Origin of the sequence: Actinomadura montaniterrae (assembly GCF_008923365.1) — a bacterium.
GTDB classification, from domain to species: Bacteria; Actinomycetota; Actinomycetes; order Streptosporangiales; family Streptosporangiaceae; genus Spirillospora; species Spirillospora montaniterrae.
On sequence record NZ_WBMR01000189.1, the window covers coordinates 1 to 17744 of the forward strand.

At 73.9% G+C, this 17744-nt stretch carries 17 protein-coding genes; 9 read left to right on the top strand and 8 right to left on the bottom strand.

Annotated features, from left to right (window positions below):
- Positions 1–343 precede the first annotated feature (343 nt).
- On the bottom strand, positions 344–1492 hold the full coding sequence (locus tag F9B16_RS39120; protein ID WP_151545285.1) for an NDMA-dependent alcohol dehydrogenase: 1149 nt from the start codon (positions 1490–1492) through the stop codon (positions 344–346).
- A gap of 301 nt (positions 1493–1793) precedes the next feature.
- On the opposite strand from F9B16_RS39120, the gene F9B16_RS39125 reads away from it, so the two are divergent.
- From F9B16_RS39125 to F9B16_RS39155, 7 genes are read left to right on the top strand one after another with little or no spacing between them, the layout of a single operon-like run.
- On the top strand, positions 1794–3344 hold the full coding sequence (locus F9B16_RS39125; protein WP_225992338.1) for an FAD-dependent oxidoreductase: 1551 nt from the start codon (positions 1794–1796) through the stop codon (positions 3342–3344).
- Position 3345: 1 nt separating this feature from the next.
- Complete coding sequence (locus tag F9B16_RS39130) at positions 3346–4425, top strand: alpha-hydroxy acid oxidase (RefSeq protein WP_151545287.1); 1080 nt, start codon at positions 3346–3348, stop codon at positions 4423–4425.
- Complete coding sequence (locus F9B16_RS39135; RefSeq protein WP_225992339.1) at positions 4419–5771, top strand: cytochrome P450; 1353 nt, start codon at positions 4419–4421, stop codon at positions 5769–5771. Before F9B16_RS39130 ends, F9B16_RS39135 begins: the two co-directional genes overlap by 7 nt.
- Before the next feature lie 5 nt (positions 5772–5776).
- On the top strand, positions 5777–6826 hold the full coding sequence (locus tag F9B16_RS39140; RefSeq protein WP_151545288.1) for a DUF6282 family protein: 1050 nt from the start codon (positions 5777–5779) through the stop codon (positions 6824–6826).
- A 5-nt stretch (positions 6827–6831) separates the two neighbouring features.
- A complete protein-coding gene (locus F9B16_RS39145; protein ID WP_151545298.1) occupies positions 6832–8223 on the top strand; it encodes an aldehyde dehydrogenase family protein in 1392 nt (463 codons plus the stop codon).
- 60 nt (positions 8224–8283) lie between these two features.
- On the top strand, positions 8284–8952 hold the full coding sequence (locus F9B16_RS39150) for a response regulator transcription factor (protein ID WP_225992340.1): 669 nt from the start codon (positions 8284–8286) through the stop codon (positions 8950–8952).
- Between the two features lie 20 nt (positions 8953–8972).
- The gene (locus tag F9B16_RS39155; RefSeq protein WP_151545289.1) at positions 8973–10211 is read left to right on the top strand and encodes a sensor histidine kinase; all 1239 of its coding nucleotides are present in this window, start codon (positions 8973–8975) and stop codon (positions 10209–10211) included.
- Here F9B16_RS39155 and F9B16_RS39160 read toward each other — a convergent pair.
- The 6 genes from F9B16_RS39160 to F9B16_RS39185 all read right to left on the bottom strand — a co-directional run bounded on the left by F9B16_RS39160 (position 10208) and on the right by F9B16_RS39185 (position 15584).
- On the bottom strand, positions 10208–10846 hold the full coding sequence (locus F9B16_RS39160; protein ID WP_151545290.1) for a DsbA family oxidoreductase: 639 nt from the start codon (positions 10844–10846) through the stop codon (positions 10208–10210). The genes F9B16_RS39155 and F9B16_RS39160 overlap by 4 nt on opposite strands.
- A gap of 63 nt (positions 10847–10909) precedes the next feature.
- The gene (locus F9B16_RS39165) at positions 10910–11962 is read right to left on the bottom strand and encodes an alcohol dehydrogenase catalytic domain-containing protein (protein ID WP_225992341.1); all 1053 of its coding nucleotides are present in this window, start codon (positions 11960–11962) and stop codon (positions 10910–10912) included.
- Positions 11959–12792, bottom strand: a complete 834-nt coding sequence (phnE, locus tag F9B16_RS39170) for a phosphonate ABC transporter, permease protein PhnE (RefSeq protein ID WP_151545291.1) — start codon at positions 12790–12792, stop codon at positions 11959–11961. Before phnE ends, F9B16_RS39165 begins: the two co-directional genes overlap by 4 nt.
- Positions 12789–13550 (bottom strand): phosphonate ABC transporter ATP-binding protein, encoded by a 762-nt coding sequence (locus F9B16_RS39175; RefSeq protein WP_151545292.1) that lies wholly within the window; start codon positions 13548–13550, stop codon positions 12789–12791. The genes phnE and F9B16_RS39175 overlap by 4 nt, the downstream gene beginning before the upstream one ends.
- A gap of 4 nt (positions 13551–13554) precedes the next feature.
- The gene (locus F9B16_RS39180; protein WP_225992342.1) at positions 13555–14469 is read right to left on the bottom strand and encodes a phosphate/phosphite/phosphonate ABC transporter substrate-binding protein; all 915 of its coding nucleotides are present in this window, start codon (positions 14467–14469) and stop codon (positions 13555–13557) included.
- Positions 14469–15584 carry a TIGR03364 family FAD-dependent oxidoreductase gene (locus tag F9B16_RS39185; RefSeq protein WP_151545293.1) on the bottom strand — a complete coding sequence of 372 codons (1116 nt, stop codon included), beginning with the start codon at positions 15582–15584 and terminating at the stop codon, positions 14469–14471. Before F9B16_RS39185 ends, F9B16_RS39180 begins: the two co-directional genes overlap by 1 nt.
- Before the next feature lie 144 nt (positions 15585–15728).
- Between F9B16_RS39185 and F9B16_RS39190 the strand changes: the two genes are divergently transcribed.
- Both F9B16_RS39190 and F9B16_RS39195 read left to right on the top strand, forming a co-directional pair.
- Entirely contained in the window at positions 15729–16490 is a 762-nt protein-coding gene (locus tag F9B16_RS39190) for a GntR family transcriptional regulator (RefSeq protein WP_151545294.1), read from the top strand.
- Positions 16487–17149, top strand: a complete 663-nt coding sequence (locus F9B16_RS39195; protein ID WP_151545295.1) for a phosphonatase-like hydrolase — start codon at positions 16487–16489, stop codon at positions 17147–17149. Before F9B16_RS39190 ends, F9B16_RS39195 begins: the two co-directional genes overlap by 4 nt.
- Here the strand turns inward: F9B16_RS39195 and F9B16_RS39200 are convergent.
- Positions 17139–17453: a DMT family transporter gene (locus F9B16_RS39200; RefSeq protein ID WP_151545296.1), complete on the bottom strand. Its 315-nt coding sequence runs from the start codon at positions 17451–17453 to the stop codon at positions 17139–17141. The genes F9B16_RS39195 and F9B16_RS39200 overlap by 11 nt on opposite strands.
- Positions 17454–17744 lie beyond the last annotated feature (291 nt).

Sequence of the window (17744 nt, forward strand, 5' to 3'; positions counted from 1 at the left end):
CGCGTCGGGCGCGTCGGGCGCGCCGCCCGCGTCGGGCGCGCCCCCTGCCCCCGGCGCGGCGCCGCTCTCCCGCGCGTCCTCGCCGTCGCGCCGCCCGCTCACCGAACGGAACGCATGAAACACCGGCATGTCGGTTCTCCCCAGCCTGGCCCGTGACCGCCGTGCCCCTGCCGCCCCGGCATCGATCGCGCGGCGGGCACATCCGGTTGTACGGTTCGCGGCGTTCGCCGGTTCAGCCGGAAAGGCCGCGGCAGGGCGTCCGGCGCACGACGAAGGCCGCCGCGGGGACGGTGCGCGTCCCCGCGGCGGCCTCTCCCGTTCCGGGGCGCCGTGCGGCGTGCGGTCAGTACTTGATCAGGCCGCGGATGTTCTTGCCGTCCCGCATGTCCTGGTAGCCCTGGTTGACCTCGTCCAGGGTGTAGGTCTTGGTGACCAGCTCGTCCAGCTTGAGCTTGCCCTCCTCGTACAGGCGCAGGAGGCGGGTGACGTCGCGGCGCGGGTTGGCGTTGCCGAAGATGCAGCCGACCAGCTCCTTGCGCTGCATCGCCAGGTCGAACAGGTTGAGCTTGACGTCCTCCTGCATGACGGGCGCGACGGCCGTGACGACGCCGCGGCCGCCCTTGGTGACCATGCCCATCATCGGGCCGATGAGGTCGCCGGTGGCGGTGCCGACCGTCAGGATGACCTTGTCGGCGTTGGCGCCCCAGGTCATCTCGGCGACCATCGCCTGGGCCTCCTCGATGGAGGCGGCGCTGTGCGTGGCGCCGAAGACGCTGGTGGCCTTCTCCCGCTTCCACTCGACCGGGTCGACCGCGATGACGTGCCGGGCGCCGGCCATCGCCGCGCCCTGCACCGCGTTCATGCCGATGCCGCCGATCCCGATCACCACGACGGTGTCGCCCGCGCGCACACCGGCGGCGTTGACCGCCGAGCCCCAGCCGGTGGTGACGCCGCAGCCGACCAGCGCGGCCTTGTCGAGCGGGATCCAGTCGTCGATCTTGATGACGGACGACTCGTTGACCACCGTGTACGGCTCGAACGTGCCGGTGCAGCACATCGTGCCGAGGTCCTCGCCGTTCTTGGAGTGGTGCCGCGAGGTCATGTCGCTGATCTGCCGGCCCGACAGCAGGAACGCGCCGAGGTCGCAGATGTGCTGGCGGCCCTGCGCGCAGGACGGGCAGCGCCCGCAGGCCGGGATGAACGACAGGACGACGTGGTCGCCCTCCTTCACCGAGGTGACCCCGGGGCCGACCTCCACGATCTCGCCGGCGCCCTCGTGCCCGCCGATGACCGGGAACTGCTTCCAGCCCATCAGGTCGGCGATCTCCTTGTCGATCACCATGTCGCCGGTGACCATGTGCTCGTCGGAGTGGCACAGGCCGGACGCCGCGAGCTTGACCTTGACCTCACCCGCCTTGGGGTCGTCGAGTTCGATGTCCTCGACGCTCCATTCGGTGTTCTTGTCCCACAGGATCGCCGCTCGAGTCTGCACGGGGCCCCCTCGCTGGTTCCAGGCTGAAGATTCGTCAAAAATAGACGTTTCCGGGCCTACCTGTCGACATCCGAATCGGATTATGTTTACGCCCCCGTGCCCGCTTCCGACCAGGGCGTCCGGCGACCCGTCCGCACCCGTCCGCACGGCCGTGACCACGCGCGTTCCGTGTCCGCGGGGTGACGGAGCGGGGGCGCGTGGTCCTCCGTCCGGCACCCGTCCCGCCGCTTTCTCAGAACCTTCTGAGAACTCCGGCCTACCGTCTGCGGCGTTCGATCGGCGAGTCGACGGAGGCTGCACGGTGGACGGAATCCGGGACTACCTCGTTATCGGCGCGGGACCGGCGGGCCTGCAACTCGGGCATCTGCTGCGGCGCGCGGGCCGCGACCACGTCATCCTGGAGGCCGGGCCCGGCCCGGGGACCTTCTACCGCACGTTTCCCCGGCACCGCCGGATGATCTCCATCAACAAGCCGCACACCGGGTGGACCGACCCCGAACTGAACCTGCGCATGGACTGGAACTCGCTGCTCAGCGACGTTCCGGACCTGCTGCTGAGCAAGTACACCGACGCCTACTTCCCGCACGCGGACGACTACGTCCGCTACCTCGCCGACTACGCCTCAACGTTGAAGCTGGACGTGCGGTGCGGCACCCGGGTCGTCAACGTCGCCAAGGACGGGCATTTCAAGGTCACCGACCAGCACGGCGAGGTCCACGAGGCCAGGCGGGTCGTCGTCGCGACGGGGTTCGGGAAGCAGAACGTCCCGGCGATCCCGGGGATCGAGGGCGTCGAGCACTACTCCAGCGTCTCGGTCGACCCCGACGACTTCACCGACCAGCGCGTCCTCATCCTCGGCAAGGGCAACTCGGCGTTCGAGACCGCGGACGCGCTGACCGAGCGGGCCGCCGTCATCCACGTCATCGGCCCGAGCGACGTCAAGTTCGCGTGGCGGACGCACTTCATCGGCCATCTGCGCGCGGTGAACAACAACTTCCTGGACACCTACCAGCTGAAGACGCAGAACATGGTCCTGGACGGCCGCGTCGAGCGCATCGACCGCGCCGGCGGCGCCTACCGGGCCCGCATCGCCTACGCGCGGCGGGACAAGGTCGTCACGCTGGAGTACGACCGGGTCATCAACTGCACGGGCTTCCGGATGGACGCGTCCATCTTCGACGCGACGTGCCGCCCGCGCCTGGTCATCGACGACCGGTTTCCCGAGCTCACCACGCGCTGGGAGTCGGTGAACGTCCCGGACCTGTTCTTCGCTGGGACGATCACGCAGTCGCGCGACTTCAAGCGGTTCACCAGCGCGTTCCTGCACGGGTTCCGGTACGGCGTCCGCGCGCTGCACCGGATGCTGGAGCAGCGGTACGAGGGGGTGCCCTGGCCGGAACGCGAGCTTCCGGCCGAGCCCGGCGCCCTCGCCGGCGCCGTGCTGGAGCGGATCAACCGGACGTCGGCGCTGTGGCAGCAGTACGGCTTCCTCTGCGACGTGATCGCGGTCGGCGACGGCCGCGCCCGCTACCTGGAGGAGCTGCCGCTCGACCACGTCCCCGAGCACATGGCGGGCGAGGACGAGCGGGACTGGTTCACCGTCAGCCTGGAGTACGGCGCCGGGCACGCCGACATCGACCCGTTCGACATCGAGGCGGGGCGCGCGTGGGAGGCCGACCCGTCCAAGGAGGACCGCTACCTGCACCCGGTGGTCCGCTACTACCGGGACGGGGAGCTCGCCGGGCGGCTGCTGCTGCCGGAGGACATCTGCAACGACTGGTCCGGCGAGGAGGAGTTCCGCGAACCGCTCCGCGCCTTCGCCGCGTCCGCGCTCGCCCCGGTGACGGCCTGACATGGGCGCCCCGGTGAACGTCCGCGAGTTCGAGGACCTCGCGCGCGAGCGGCTCGACCCGGTCCACTACGACTACTTCGCGTCCGGCGCGCAGGACGAGGTGACCGTCCGCGCCAACGAGGCGGCGTTCGCGCGCCTCGCCCTGGTCCCGCGCGTGCTGCGCGGCGCGGGGGCGCCGCGGCTGGACGTCACGCTGCTGGGGGACGAGGCGTCGATGCCGGTGCTGCTCGCGCCGACCGCGTTCCACCGGCTCGCGCACCCGGACGGCGAGCGGGCGACGGCGCGGGCCGCCGCGAAGGCCGGCGTCATCATGATCGCGGCGATGCTGTCGACGGTCGCGATCGAGGAGGTCGCGGCGGAGGCGCGCAAGGCGGCGCCCGACCCGGCGCTGTGGTTCCAGCTGTACCCGCAGCCCGACATGGCGTTCACGGAGGCGATCGTGCGGCGGGCGGAGTCGGCGGGGTGCCGCGCGCTCGTCGTCACCGCCGACTCGCCCGCGCTCGGCCGCAACGAGCGCGGCGACCGCAACGGCTTCCACGACCTGCCGCCCGGCGTGCGCTGCGAGAACCTGCGCGAGCCGGGGGATCCGGCGCGGACCGGCCACGTCCGGCAGGTCGTGCTGTCGCCGGAGCTGTGCTGGGACGACCTCGACCGGCTGCGCGGCATCACCGACCTGCCGATCGTCGTCAAGGGCGTGCTGCATCCGGACGACGCCCGGCTCGCCGTCGAGCGGGGCGCCGACGCGGTCATCGTGTCCAACCACGGCGGCCGGCAGCTGGACACGGCGCCCGCGTCGATCGCCCGGCTGCCGCTGGTCGCGGACGCCGTCGCGGGGCGGGTGCCGGTGCTGCTCGACGGGGGCGTGCGGCGCGGCACCGACGCGGTCAAGGCGCTCGCGCTCGGCGCGGACGCGGTCGCGATCGGGCGTCCGGCGCTGTGGGGCCTCGCCGCCGCCGGCGAGGACGGGGTCGCGGACGTCCTCGGGCTGCTGCGGCGGGAGCTGGAGAACGCCCTCACCCTGTGCGGCTGCGCGACCCCCGCCGACGCGGGGCGCGGGCTCGTCCAGGAGGGGCCGTGCTGATCGCGGCCGTCGCGGCGGCGGTCCTGGCTGTGCTCGCGAGCCTGCCGTCCTGGCTGCCGCGGGCGGTGGTCGCGCTGCGCGTGCGGATCTTCGCGCGGGTCAACGGCGAGGAGGGCGTCCCGATCCCCGGCGACCTGGTCGGCGCCGACCGGTTCCGCGAGGTCTACGCCCATCCGGCGGCGGACGGGCGCAGCGCGGGCGCGCCGCTGTCCGACCTGTTCTGGTACTGGCTGGCGCCGGGGCCGCACGTCCACCAGGAGCACCTGGAGCCGGGGGAGCGTTACGAGGAGGTCGCCCGCGCGACCCGCCGGATCCTGGCGCGGCCGAAGGGCGAGGCCGCGGACCTCGCGCGACGCTGCGCCTCGCGCGTGCTGGACGAGCGCGGGCCGGGGCTCGTCCGCCTGCGCGACCTGATGATGCCGGTCTGGGCGGAGTTCTCCTACGAGCTGGTGTTCGGCGAGCCGTGCCCGCGCCACGCCCGCGACCTGATCGTCGCGAACGCCGACGACGTCATCACCGCGCTGAAGTGCTGCGGGCTGCGGCACATGGACCGGCGGGACCGGCTGACCGCCTACCTGCGGGACCGGCTCGGCGACGTCCGCCATCCCCTCCCCGAGTCGCTGTCGAAGGAGGAGCAGGCCTTCTACCTGCAGGGGACGTTCTTCAACACGGCCGTGGTGCAGATGTCGGAGGCGATGGCGCACCTGCTGATGGCGATCGCCCAGCACCCGGACGTGCAGCACCGCCTCGCCGCCGACCCCGCCGACGGCGCCTACCTCGACCGCGTCATCGAGGAGAGCATGCGCCGCTTCCCGCTGTTCGGCATCGCGCACCGGATCACCTCGGCGGACATCGCCGTGGACGAGCGGACCACCCTGCCCGCCGGGTCCGTGCTGTGCTTCAACTACCCCGAGTTCCACGCGACCGGCTTCGAGGACCCCGACCGCTTCGACCCCGGACGGTGGGAGCGCATCGCGGTGCGGGACGCCAACCACATCCCGTTCGGCGTCACCGCGAACCGGCCCTGCCCGGCGCGGGGCGTCGCGCCCGCCGCGATGCGGGCCGTGACGCGGGAGACGCTGCGCCGCTTCGCGCTGGCGTCGTCCGCCGCGCACACCCGCTCCCTCCCGAACCGGGGGCCGTGCCTGCTTGCACCGCGCGGCGCCCCGTCCGCCCGCCGCGACGGCGCCCGGCTCGTGCTGCTGCGGCTGCGCGACCGGTGGGAGGACGTGTGGCGCAGCCTCGTCCAGCTGGTCTGCGGCACGTACATGGTGCTGGACGCCCGGCGGCAGCGGCTCGCCGCCGCCTACTTCGAGAACCCGCGAGCCGCCGGAGAGGAAGGCTGACCGCGTTGGACGACGAACTGCTCGCCGAGGCGAGGCTGCGCCGCCCGGACGGCGCCCCGCACGACCGTTTCCTTTCGTCCTACCGGGCCCGGATGGGCTACCGAGGGCAGGCGCTCGTGCCGCCGGCGGTGTTCGGCGTCGAGGACGCGGTCGACATCCACTGCCACGCCCACGAGGGCCAGCAGGACGCGCTCGCCATCGCGAAGCTCGCGTCGGCGAGCGGGATGAAGGGACTGCTGTTCAAGAGCGTCGTCGGCATGAACCGGCCGGACGCGCCCGGCCCGGCGGCCGTCGTCCGCGAGGTCGAAGCCGACCTCGGGAAGTGGTGCGAGGAGCACGGCATCGAGCCGGTGCGGCTGTGGTCGGGGTGGATCGCCACCGACACCCGCGGCATGCCGCTGCCCGAGGCCGCCCGCTGTGCGGTCGAGGACGGCGCCGCCGCGATCTGGATGCCGGTCTTCCGCAGCGCCAACACGCTGCACAAGGTCGGCGGGCTGCCTGTCTGGTGGGGCGAGGACTCCCGCGAGTGGAGCGATCCGCTGCCCTGGCCGGACGCCCTGCGCGCCGGCGCGTACACGCTCGACGACCGCGGCGCGCTGAAACGCGATTACAAGGAGGTCTTCCGCATCGCCGCAGACCACGACGTGATGGTCTCGTTCGCGCACGCCACGCACGAGGAGATCTACGCGATGGCGGACGAGGTCCGCGATCTCGGCATCACGAAGGCCGTCATCGACCACCCGTTCAGCCCGTTCATCGACCTGTCGCTGGACCAGATGCGCGAGCTGGCGTCCGCCGGGATCACCATGAACTTCACCTACGACGAGATCTCGCCGCTGCTCGGCGTCGACCCGGCCCGGATGTGCGCGGCGATCCAGGCGCTCGGCACCCGGCACGTGACGCTGTCCAGCGACGCCGGCGAGCCGCTGTTCCCCAACACCGTCGAGGCGCTGCGCCTGCTCCGCGCCCACATGCGCGCGTTCGGGCTGAGCGACGAGCAGGTACACGAGACCAGTTCGGTCAACCCGTCCCGGCTGCTGAAGGCGGACGCGTGAACGAGATGCTCATCGGCGGCGCCCTCACCGCCTCGCCGCGCACGTTCGGCGTGGTCGACCCGGCGACGGGTGAGGAGTTCGACCGCGCCCCCGACTGCGACGGCACCGCCCTCGACGCGGCGGTCCGCGCGGCGAACGACGCCTGGCCGGACTGGCGGGCCGACGCCGGTGCACGCCGTGCGTGCCTGGCCGAGGCCGCCGCCGCGCTGCGCGAGGCGGCGGGCGCGCTGGCCCCGATCCTGACCGCCGAGCAGGGCAAGCCGCTGCGGGACGCCGAGACCGAGGTGGCGCGCGCCGCCGCCCGCTTCCAGCACCTCGCGGACCTGGAGATCGCCCCGGACGTCATGCCCGGGTCGGGCGGGGAGCGCGTCGAGGTGTACTGGCGCCCGGTCGGCCCCGTCGCCGCCATCGCCCCGTGGAACTTCCCGCTGCAGCTCGGCGCCGCGAAGGCCGCGCCCGCGCTGGCCGCCGGCTGCACGGTCGTGCTCAAGCCGTCGCCGCACACGCCGCTGGCGACGCTCGCGATGGGACGCGTGCTCGCCGGGATCTTCCCGCCCGGCGTGCTCAACGTGGTCGCGGGCACCGACCCGCTGGGGGAGCGGCTCGCCGCCCACCCCGGCATCCGGAAGATCAACTTCACCGGGTCGGCGGCGACCGGCAGGCACGTCGCCGCCACCGCCGCCCCCGACCTCAAGCGCCTCACCCTGGAGCTCGGCGGCAACGACGCCGCGATCGTCCTCGACGACGCCGACGTGGACACCGTCGCCGACGGCCTGTTCTGGAGCGCCTTCGCCAACTGCGGCCAGATCTGCATGGCGGTCAAGCGCGTCTACGCGCCCGCCGCACTCCACGACGACCTCGTCGGCGCGCTCGCCGAACGCGCCGCGAAGGCCGTCGTCGGCGACGGCAGGGACCCCGCCACGCAGATCGGGCCGATCGCCAACCGCCCGCAGTACGAGCGCGTGCGCGGCCTCGTCGCCGAGGCCCTGGCGGCCGGCGCCCGCGCCGCCGCCGGAGGCGCCCCGCTCGACCGGCCCGGGTTCTTCTTCGCCCCGACCGTCCTGGCCGGCGCCGAGGCGGGCATGCGGATCGTGGACGAGGAGCAGTTCGGGCCCGCGCTGCCCGTCGTCCGCTACCGCGACGTCGACGAGGCGATCGCCCTCGCCAACGCGACCCCGTACGGCCTCTGCGGGTCCGTCTGGGGCGCCGACGCAGGCCGCGCCGCCGCCGTCGCCGCGCGCCTCGACTGCGGCACCGCCTGGGTCAACGGGCACATGCGGATGTCGCTCGACGAGCCGTTCGGCGGCACCAAGCACAGCGGCCTCGGCGTCTCCGGCGGTCCGTGGGGCGTGCGGGCGCACTGCGAGCCGTTCGTCCTGCACGTCCCCGCGCCCTGAGCCGGAGGCGGCCTCCGCGCGGTCTCGCCATCAAGATCAAGCGCGTGGAATCCTGGGGGCGTGGACGCGCATCCGCCCCGGATCCTCCTCGTCGAGGACGACCCCGAGATCGCGGGGATGCTGGACGAGCTGCTCACCGGCGAGGGCTACCGCGTCGAGGTCGCCCCCGACGGCCACCGCGGCCTGCACCTGGCGCTCGCCCGCGCCTACGACGTGCTGGTCGTCGACCGGCTGCTGCCCGGCCTCGACGGCCTTGACGTGCTGCGCCGGATCCGCGGGAAGGGCGTCGCCACCCCGGTGCTCGTGCTCACCGCGCTCGGCACCGTCGCCGACCGGGTCGCCGGCCTCGACTCCGGCGCCGAGGACTACCTCGTCAAGCCGTTCGACGTGGACGAGCTGCTCGCGCGCGTCCGGGCGCTGCGCCGCCGGCACGCCGACCGGGCCGCGACGCTGCCGCTCGGCGCCGGTGAGCTCGACCTGGTGCGGCACCGCGCCCGGCTCGCCGACGGCACCGAGCACGAGCTGTCCGCCCGCGAGTTCGAGCTGCTGCGCGTCCTCGCCGGCCGGCCCGGCATGGTGTTCAGCCGCGCGGAGCTGCGCGAGCGGGTCTTCGCGGAGACCACCTCGGAGTCGATCGTCGACACCTATGTCCACTACCTGCGGCGCAAGCTCGGCCGCGGCACCGTCCGGACCGTCCGCGGCCTCGGCTACCGGGCGGGGGAGCTGTGAGGACGCGGAGGGGAGGCCCGATGGACGGGCCGGACGCGCGAGTCCTGTCCAGGGTCGGCTGGGTCCTCACCCTGCAGCTCGCGGCGGCGGTCACCGTCGTGATCGCGCTCGTCGGGGCCCTCGTCTACCTGGCGATGAGCGCCGGGCAGCGCAGCGACGCCGAGCGCGACCTGCGGCACGTGATCGCCGCGAACGCGGTCGAGAACGCGCCGCCCTGCGTGTGGATGTTCGCCGTGGAGGACGGCGGCACGCGCCGCACGCCGAACGCGCCCGCCGGGCTGCCCGTCCGCGCCGACCTCGACGCGCCCGGCACGGTCGTGCGGGAGCACCGCATCGACGGGGTCGCCTACCTGGTGCGCACCGAGCACCACGGACCGGTCGTCCTGCAGGCCGCGCTCGACCGCCGCTACCAGATCCAGGAACGGCACCGGCTCTACAAGGCGCTCGGCGTCGCCGAGATCGGCGGCCTGCTCGCCGCGCTCGTCACCGGCCTGCTGCTGGCGCGGCGGGCGATCTCGCCGCTGGCCGAGGCGCTGGACCGGCAGCGCCGGTTCGTCGCCGACGCCAGCCACGAGCTGCGCACCCCGCTGACGCGCCTGCACGTCCGGGCGCAGCTGCTGGCGCGGCGCACCGGGCCGGGCGCGCTCGGCGACGAGCTCGGCGCCATCGTCTCCGACACCCGGCAGTTCGGCGAGGTGATCGAGGACCTGCTGCTGTCGGCCCGGCTCCGCCCGCACGCCGTGGAGGGGCGGGCCGTCGACCTCGCCGAGATCGTCGCGTCGCTGGTCGCCGCCGAGTCGGTCCGGGCGCGGGCGCAGGACGTCGTGCTGGACGTCGCCGGCGCCGGGACGCCGCAGGTCGTCGACGGCGTCGCGTCCGCGCTGCGCCGCGTCGTGGGCGCGCTGCTCGACAACGCCATCGGGCACACCCCGCCCGGCGGGCGCGTCGCGGTGGTGCTCGCCCGTGACGGCGGCCGGATCGAGCTGACCGTCCGCGACGACGGCGTCGGCTTCGACCCCGCCGACGCCGAACGGATCTTCCAGCGCTTCACCCGCGGCGCGCAGGGCCGGGGCCGCCGCTTCGGGCTGGGCCTCGCGCTCGTCCGCGAGGTCGTGGAGAGCCACGGCGGGACGGTCGAGGCGTCCGGCCGCCCGGGCGCCGGCGCGTCGTTCACCGTCCGGCTGCCCGCCGCGTCCCCGGACGCCAAGCCCCGCCCGGCCGCGCGGCGCCGCCGCGCCGACACCGCCCCGGCCCGCTAGCGCGCCTCGTTCCAGGCACGGTCGAGGGCCTGCGCGAACGCCTCGGCCGGCTGCGCTCCGGACACCCCGTAGCGGCGGTCGAGGACGAAGAACGGCACGCCGGTGGCGCCGAGCCGCTGCGCCTCCTGCTGGTCGGCCTCGACCTCGGCGGTGAACTTCCCCGAGGCCAGCACGTCGCGGGCCGCCGCCGCGTCCAGCCCCGCCTCCGCCCCGACCTCGACCAGCGAGTCACGGTCGAACACCGAGCGCCGGTCGGTGAAATGCGCCTTGTAGAGCGCCTCCACCACGCCGTCCTGCACGCCCTGCTCGCCCGCGAGATGCACGAGCCGGTGCGCGTCGGCGGTGTTGCCCACCTGCCCGCCCTCCAGGTGGTACTCCAAGCCGACCCCGGCGGCGCGCTCCTCCATCTGCTGGTTCATCTGGACGGCCTGCTCGCGCGACATGCCGTACTTGGCCGACAGCATGTCCGCCACGTCCTCCGTCCGGCCCGCCGGGTAGGACGGGTCGAGCTGGAACGCCCGGTAGGCGATCTCGACCTGGTCGCGGTGCTCGAAACTGCCGAGCGCCCGCTCGAACTGGCGCTTCCCGATGTAGCACCAGGGACAGATCACGTCGGACCAGATCTCGACACGCATGGGACACCTTTCTCAAGGACGGTTGACCCACTGCAACGCCCGGCGGCCCGTATCGATTTCCGCTCACGCCCCCGGAGCGACCCCGACACGGATCGAGGTCGACCGCGCCGCCTCCGCCAGCGCCGCGTCGAGGCCGTCCAGCGGGTGGACGGCGCCGAGCAGCGCCTCGACCGGCAGGCGCGCGGCGGCGGACTCGGTCCAGGCGGCGGCCTCCGCGAGGTCGGCGGGCGCGTAGTTGTGGACGCCCCGCACCGTGATCAGCCCCCGCACCAGGTCCTGCGCCTCCCAGTCCAGCGGCGCGCCGGGCGAGACGGTCCCGGCGAGCACGATGGTCCCGCCCGTCGCGGTGCGGGCCACCGCGCCCCGTGCCGCGCCGGGCGCACCGGACAGCTCGATGTAGAGATCGGCGGGCGGCGGCTCCGCGCCGGGATCGACGGCGTTCGCGGCGCCCATCAGCCGCGCGGTCTCGCGGCGTCCAGGGTCGGGATCGACGGCCGTGACCGCCGCACCCCGCCCGGCGAGCATCGCCGTCGCCAGCAGGCCGAGCAGGCCCGCGCCGCAGACCGTGACGTTCCGGCCGCGCACCTCGCCGCCGCCCGCGGAGACGGCCGCGACCGCCGTCGCCGTCGCGCACCCGAGCGGCGCCGCCAGCGCGGCGGGCAGGTCCGGGGACACCACCGCGAGCGGGGTGCCCGCGCGGACGAGCACGTGGCTGGCGTAGCCGCCCGACAGCGGCCCGGCCTCCGCCAGCGCCACGTGACCGTACTTGAACAGCCGCTCGCACTTCTGCGGCAGGCCGCGGACGCAGCGCGGGCAGGCACCGCACGCCGCGTAGATCCCGACCGCGACCCGGTCCCCGACCGCGACGGCCCGCCCGCGAACATCGCGCGGAGCCGGGCCGTCGCCGAGGCCAACGACCCGCCCCACGGTCTCGTGGCCGAGCACCCCGGGCGCCGGACCGGGACGGCGGCCGGACACCGTGTGCAGGTCCGAGCCGCAGACCGTCGCGAGCTCCACCTCGACCAGCGCCTCGCCCGGCGCCGGGTCCGGCGGATCCACCGCGAGCGCCCGGTGCCGCCCGCCCACGCCCGGCCACACCATGGCGAGCGCGGTCACGGCGCGAGCCTGCGCCGGACGAACGAGCTGAGCAGGTCCACCGCCACGACCAGCACGAGCACCATCAGGATATAGGTCAGCATCTGGTCGAACCGGAACTCCTGGATCGACTGGTTGATGAGGAACCCGATGCCGCCGGCGCCGACCAGGCCGAGCACCAGCGACGCCCGCACGTTGACGTCCAGCCGATACAGCACCAGCCCCACCAGCTGCGGCACGCACGCCGGCAGCACCGCGTGCGCGACGAGCTGCGCGCGGCTCGCGCCGGCGATCCGCAGCGCCTGCGCCGGGCCGTCGTCGACCTCCTCCATCGCCTCCGACCACAGCTTGCCCATCACGCCGGTGTTGTTGCAGATCAGCGCGAGGACCCCGGCGAACGGGCCGAGCCCGACCGCGGTCACGAAGATCAGCGCGAACACCACGTCCGGCACGGCGCGCAGGAACGACATGACGCCCCGCGCCGCCTGGTAGACGGCGGCGTTGCCGTTGACGGCGCGCGACCCGAGCGCGCACAGCACGATCGTGAACGGGATGGACAGCGTCGTCCCGAGCAGCCCGATCCACAGCGTCACCAGGCAGGCGTGCAGGCCGTCCTTGACGACGGGATCCCAGGCGAGGTCCGGCGGGAACGCCTCGGAGACGAACCGGACCATGCCGTGCCAGCCGTCGGCCAGCATCCCGAGGTCCATGCCGGTGCCGATCCACGCGGCGACGTGCAGCGCCACGAGGACGGCGATGACGGCGCCGCCGATCGCCAGCGTGCGGGGGCTGCGCCGCCGCGGCGGCACCGGCAGCCGCTCCGGCGCGCGGTCGGTCACGAGGACGCTCATGCTGGGACCTCCTCGTCCACGGCATAGAGAGAGGACACCTGCTCCTGGGACACGTCCGCCGACGGGCCGGCGAACACGATCCGGCCGCCGCGCAGCCCGACGAGCCGGTCCGCGTGGCGGCGGGCCAGTTCCGGCTGGTGCAGCACCGCCGCGACGGCGATCGACTCCGTCCGGGCGAGGTCGGTCATCACGGTCATGACGTTCTCGGCGGCGGACGGGTCGAGCGCGGAGACCGGCTCGTCGGCCAGCAGCACCTCGGCGCGCTGGCACAGGGCCCGGGCGAGCGCGACCCGCTGCTGCTGCCCGCCGGACAGCGCGGCGACCCGCTCGTGCGCCCGGTCGGCCAGGCCGACGCGGTCCAGGCACGCCATCGCCTCCTCGCGCAGCTCGCGCGGGAAAGCGGCGGGCGCCCAGGACCGGCGCAGCGGCAGCCGGCCGAGCGCCCCCGCGCAGACGTTGTCCAGTGCCGTCCTGCGCCGCACCAGGTGGATCTGCTGGAACACCATGGCGACGCGGGTGCGGGCGCGGTCGGCCGCCCGGGACCCGTCGAGCAGGTCCGCGCCGAACACCCCGGCGCGTCCCGCGTCGGGACGCACCAGCCCGACCACGCACTTCAGCGCGGTCGACTTGCCCGACCCGTTGGCGCCGAGGACCGCGACCACCTCCCCGGGCGCCACGTCGAGGTCGAAACCGGACAGCACCGTGCGGCCGCCGAAGGACTTGCGCAGGCCGCGGACCGTGAGCGCGTTGGCGGTCATGGCCCTACAGGTTCTTCTCGGTGAGGCCGAGCGTCTTGGCCAGGTCGAACAGCGGCTGGTACGTCTGCTTCGTCACCGGGACGAGCGGCCCCGGCTCGACGTCGAGGAACGCGCCCGCCTTCGAAACGTCCTGCGGGGACAGCGAGGTCAGCGCGGCGACGAGCTTCTTCTTGAACGCCGGGTCGAGGTCCTTCGCGACGCTGATCGGGTCGTTCGGGATGGGGTCGGACGCCCAGATCTGCTTGTACTTCGCGGCGTCGAACTGGTGCTCCGACGTCGACGTCGCCTGCTGCTGCGTGTTGATCTCCGCCGCGTCGACCTTCCCGTACGTCAGCGCGAGCAGCGACTGCGGGTGGCCGCCGGCGTACTGGAGCTTCACGTCGGACTCCGACAGCCCCGCCTTCCGGATGGCGTAGCGGGGCAGCGCGTCGCCCGACGTCGACCCCGCGTCCGAGAGGGCGAGCGTGCGGCCCTTGAGGTCGGCGACGGTCGCGACCGGGCTGTCCTTCTTCACCCAGATGCCCGCCTTGTACGTCGACACGGAACCGTCCGGGTTGCCGAAGGACACCACGGGCTGCGCGCCGGTGCGCTGCGACGCGAACACGAACCCGAGCGGCCCGAACTGCGCCACGTCGAGCTTCTTGTTCTGCAGCGCGAGCACCTCGGCGGAGTAGCCCTGCACGATCTGCACCTCGACGGGGCAGCCCAGCTTGGCCTCAAGGGCCTTGCCCAGCGTCTTGTAGGCGGGCGTCAGCTTGGCGGCGTCCTCGAACGGCTCGACGCCGAAGCGGACCTTGCCGCCGGGGCAGGACCCCTTGGCGTCGTCGGACGAGCCGCCGCCGCAGCCCGTCAGGGCGAGGGCGAGCGACGCGGCCATCGCGATGGAGAGCCGGAAACGGCGCATGGAAAGGCCTTTCATCAGAACAGCGAATCCAGGACGGCGGAAGCCAGCCCATGGGAGATGGTCATGCCGATGCCGGAGGTGACCGAGACGGCGCGGACGCCGCCGGCCACCTCCGTGTCGAGGACGGCGGCGGGCGCCGAGGCGTACTGGCCGCGCCAGCGGCGCAGCACCCGCAGCGACGGGACGCCGAACAGCCGCGCGCCCTCGCGCAGCAGCAGCTCCGCCGTCTCCTCGTCGTCGAACGGCGCGTGGGTGGCGGAGTAGTGGTGGGTGTCGCCGAGCACGATCGCGCCGTCCGGACGCTGGGTGAACATCAGGTTGACGCCGGCGTCCAGCAGCTCGGGGGACTCCGCCGCGACGGCCTCCCGCAGCGCGGCGGCCGACGGCCGTCCGGCGAACCCGCCGTAGCGCAGCAGCGACAGCCCGGTCAGCACGCCCGGCGCCACCCGGACGCCCCCCGGCGGCGCGACCTCCAGCATCCGCAGCAGGCAGCGGGTCATCCCCGCCGCCTCGGCGACGTCCGGCAGCAGCCGGTCGAGGTCGTGTCCGACGGCGAGGACCGTCCGCTCAGCGCGCACGTCCCCCCGCGTCGTGCGGACCAGGCCCGGCTCCACCGCCAGCACGCTGGTCCGCCACGCGATCGGGACGCCCTGCCCTTCCAGCCAGCCGGCCAGCGCAGGGATCACCGTCGGCGAGTCCAGCCGCAGGTCAAGAGGCAGATGCGCACCGCCCAGCGCCCCGGCGCCCGGCAGGCGCCGCGCGACGCCCGCCGCGTCCAGCAACCGCACCTGCTCGCCGCCCCGCAGCGCGGCGAACTCCTCCAGGACGGCCATCTCCTCCGGCCGGCGCGCGACCACGAGCGTGCCGGACTCGGCGGCGTCGAAGCCGGCCTTGGCGGCCAGCCAGAGCCAGCGTTCGCGCCCGGCCAGCGCGTACCGGAGCGCGTCGCCGTCCTGGGGCGTCACGCAGACATGGCCGAAGTTGCGGACCGAGGCGCCGGCGGCGAAGGCGTCGCGGTCGACGACCGCGACCGCGAGCCCGCGCAGGTGCGCCTCGACGGCGTGCGCCAGCCCGACGACGCCGGCACCGACCACGAGCAGGTCCACGGGAGTGGAGGGAAGGGGGGACATGGCCCCGAGACTCGGACCGCGACGACCGCCCCGTCAACCGCCCAAAGAGACTTGTACAAACAAGTTAACCATCCGTTCACCTGCGAAAACAATGGCGTTTCCACACATTGACAGCCCAACCGTCCGCCCTTGTATGGTCAGCCCATGCCGTCGGGATCACTGCACGCCAAGCTCGCCGACGCGCTGCGGGAACGGATCGTCTCCGGCGCTCTCGCCGTGGGGGAGCCGCTGCCGTCGGAGGCCCGGCTCGTCGAGGAGTTCGGGACGTCCCGCGGCACCGTCCGGCAGGCGCTGTCCACGCTGCGCAACGAGGGCCTCATCGAGGGCGGCCAGGGCCGCCGCCCCATCGTCCGCCGGCGGCCGATGGGCCAGCCGTTCGAGACGTTCCTGTCCTTCTCCGCCTGGGTGGAGCGCTCCGGGCACCGGCCCGGCCAGCGCACCATCGAGCTGGCCCGCCGCGGCGCCGACCCGGTCGCCGCCGACGCGCTGCGCCTGGAGCCCGGCGAACCGGTCATCGACGTGCTGCGGCTCCGGCTCCTCGACGACGAGTCCGTCATGCTGGAACGCAGCACGTTCGTGCTGGACATCGGCCTGCTGCTGTTCGACTTCGATCCCGACGCCGGCTCCATCTACGCGGGCCTGCTGGCCCGCGGCGTGGAGATCGTCGCCGCCACCCACACCATCGACGCGATCGCCGCCCCCGCCGAGGACGCGCGCCTGCTCGGCGTCCCGAAGGGCGGCCCGCTGCTGCGCGAGCGCCGCACGGCGAGCCTGGCGGACGGCCGTCCTGTGGAGTACGGCGACGACCGCTACCGCCCCGACCGCGCCACCTTCACCATCGCGAACGAGCGGGCGCACCATCTCGCGCTCGTCCGCACCGTGCCCGAGACAGGAGAGGCCCTGTGACCTTCGAACTCGCCGCCCTCGACATGGCCGGCACCACCGTCCAGGAGGGCGGCGCCGTGTACGCCGCGCTCGACCAGGCCGTCGCGGCGCATCTCGGCCGCCCCGTCCCCGCGGACGTCCTGCACCGCTGGACCGGCACCAGCAAGCACGAGGCCGTCGCCGGCCTCCTCACCGAACTGACCGGCACGGCGCCCCCCGCCGACGTCGAGACCGTCTACGCCGACTTCACCGTCCGCCTCACCAAGGCCTACGCCGCCGACCCCCCGAGGCCCGTCCCCGGTGTCCCGGAGGCCATCGCCGAACTGCGCGCCGCGGGCGTCAAGGTCGTCCTGCAGACCGGCTACTCCCGCGACATCGCCGAGCCGATCCTGGACGCACTCGACTGGACCGTCGACGGCCTGGTGACCAGCGACGACGTCGCCGCGAGCCGCCCGGCCCCGTACATGATCTTCCACGCCATGGAACTGGCCGGCGTGACGAGCGTGGACCGCGTCCTCGTCGCGGGCGACACTCCCAACGACCTCGCCGCCGGCCGCAACGCGGGCGCCCGCTACGTCGTCGCCGTCACCACCGGCGCGAGCACCGCCACCGACCTGGGCCGCCACCCCCACACCCATCTCCTGGAGTCCGCCGCGGACCTGCCCTTCCTCAGGCGATGACCCGCAACCCGACGACCCCGGCGACGATCAGCAGCAGGCACACGATCCGCGCGAACGTCACGGGGTCGTGCAGGACGAGCATCCCGTAAACGGCGGCCCCGACCGCACCGATCCCCGTCCACACCGCATAGGCGGTCCCAAGCGGCAACGACTGCAACGCGTGCCCGAGCCCCACCATGCTCAACGCGAGCGCCACAAGGAACAGAACGGTAGGCCCAACCCGCGAGAACTGGTGGGACGCCTCCAGCGCCGCCGCCCACACCGTCTCCATCACCCCGGCCCCGATGAGGATCAGCCAGACCACGCCCCCGCCCCCTCCATCAAGATCACCCAGACTGCCTCCCCGACCTCCCCCCGTTTACACCGCCCCCGCTGACCCCAGCCCTAACGATGCCCACCAACAGCAACCACAAGGGGCCAAGGGGCGAAGCCCCAAGAACAGAAGTGCCACCAACCGCAAGGTGACCAAGGACCGCAACCACAAAGGGGAAAGGGGCGAAGCCCCAAGGGGGCGAGGGGCGAAGCCCCAAAAATCAGAAGCGTCGCAAGCCGCTAGATGACCAAGGGCCGCAACCACAAGGGGGGGCGTGGGGGG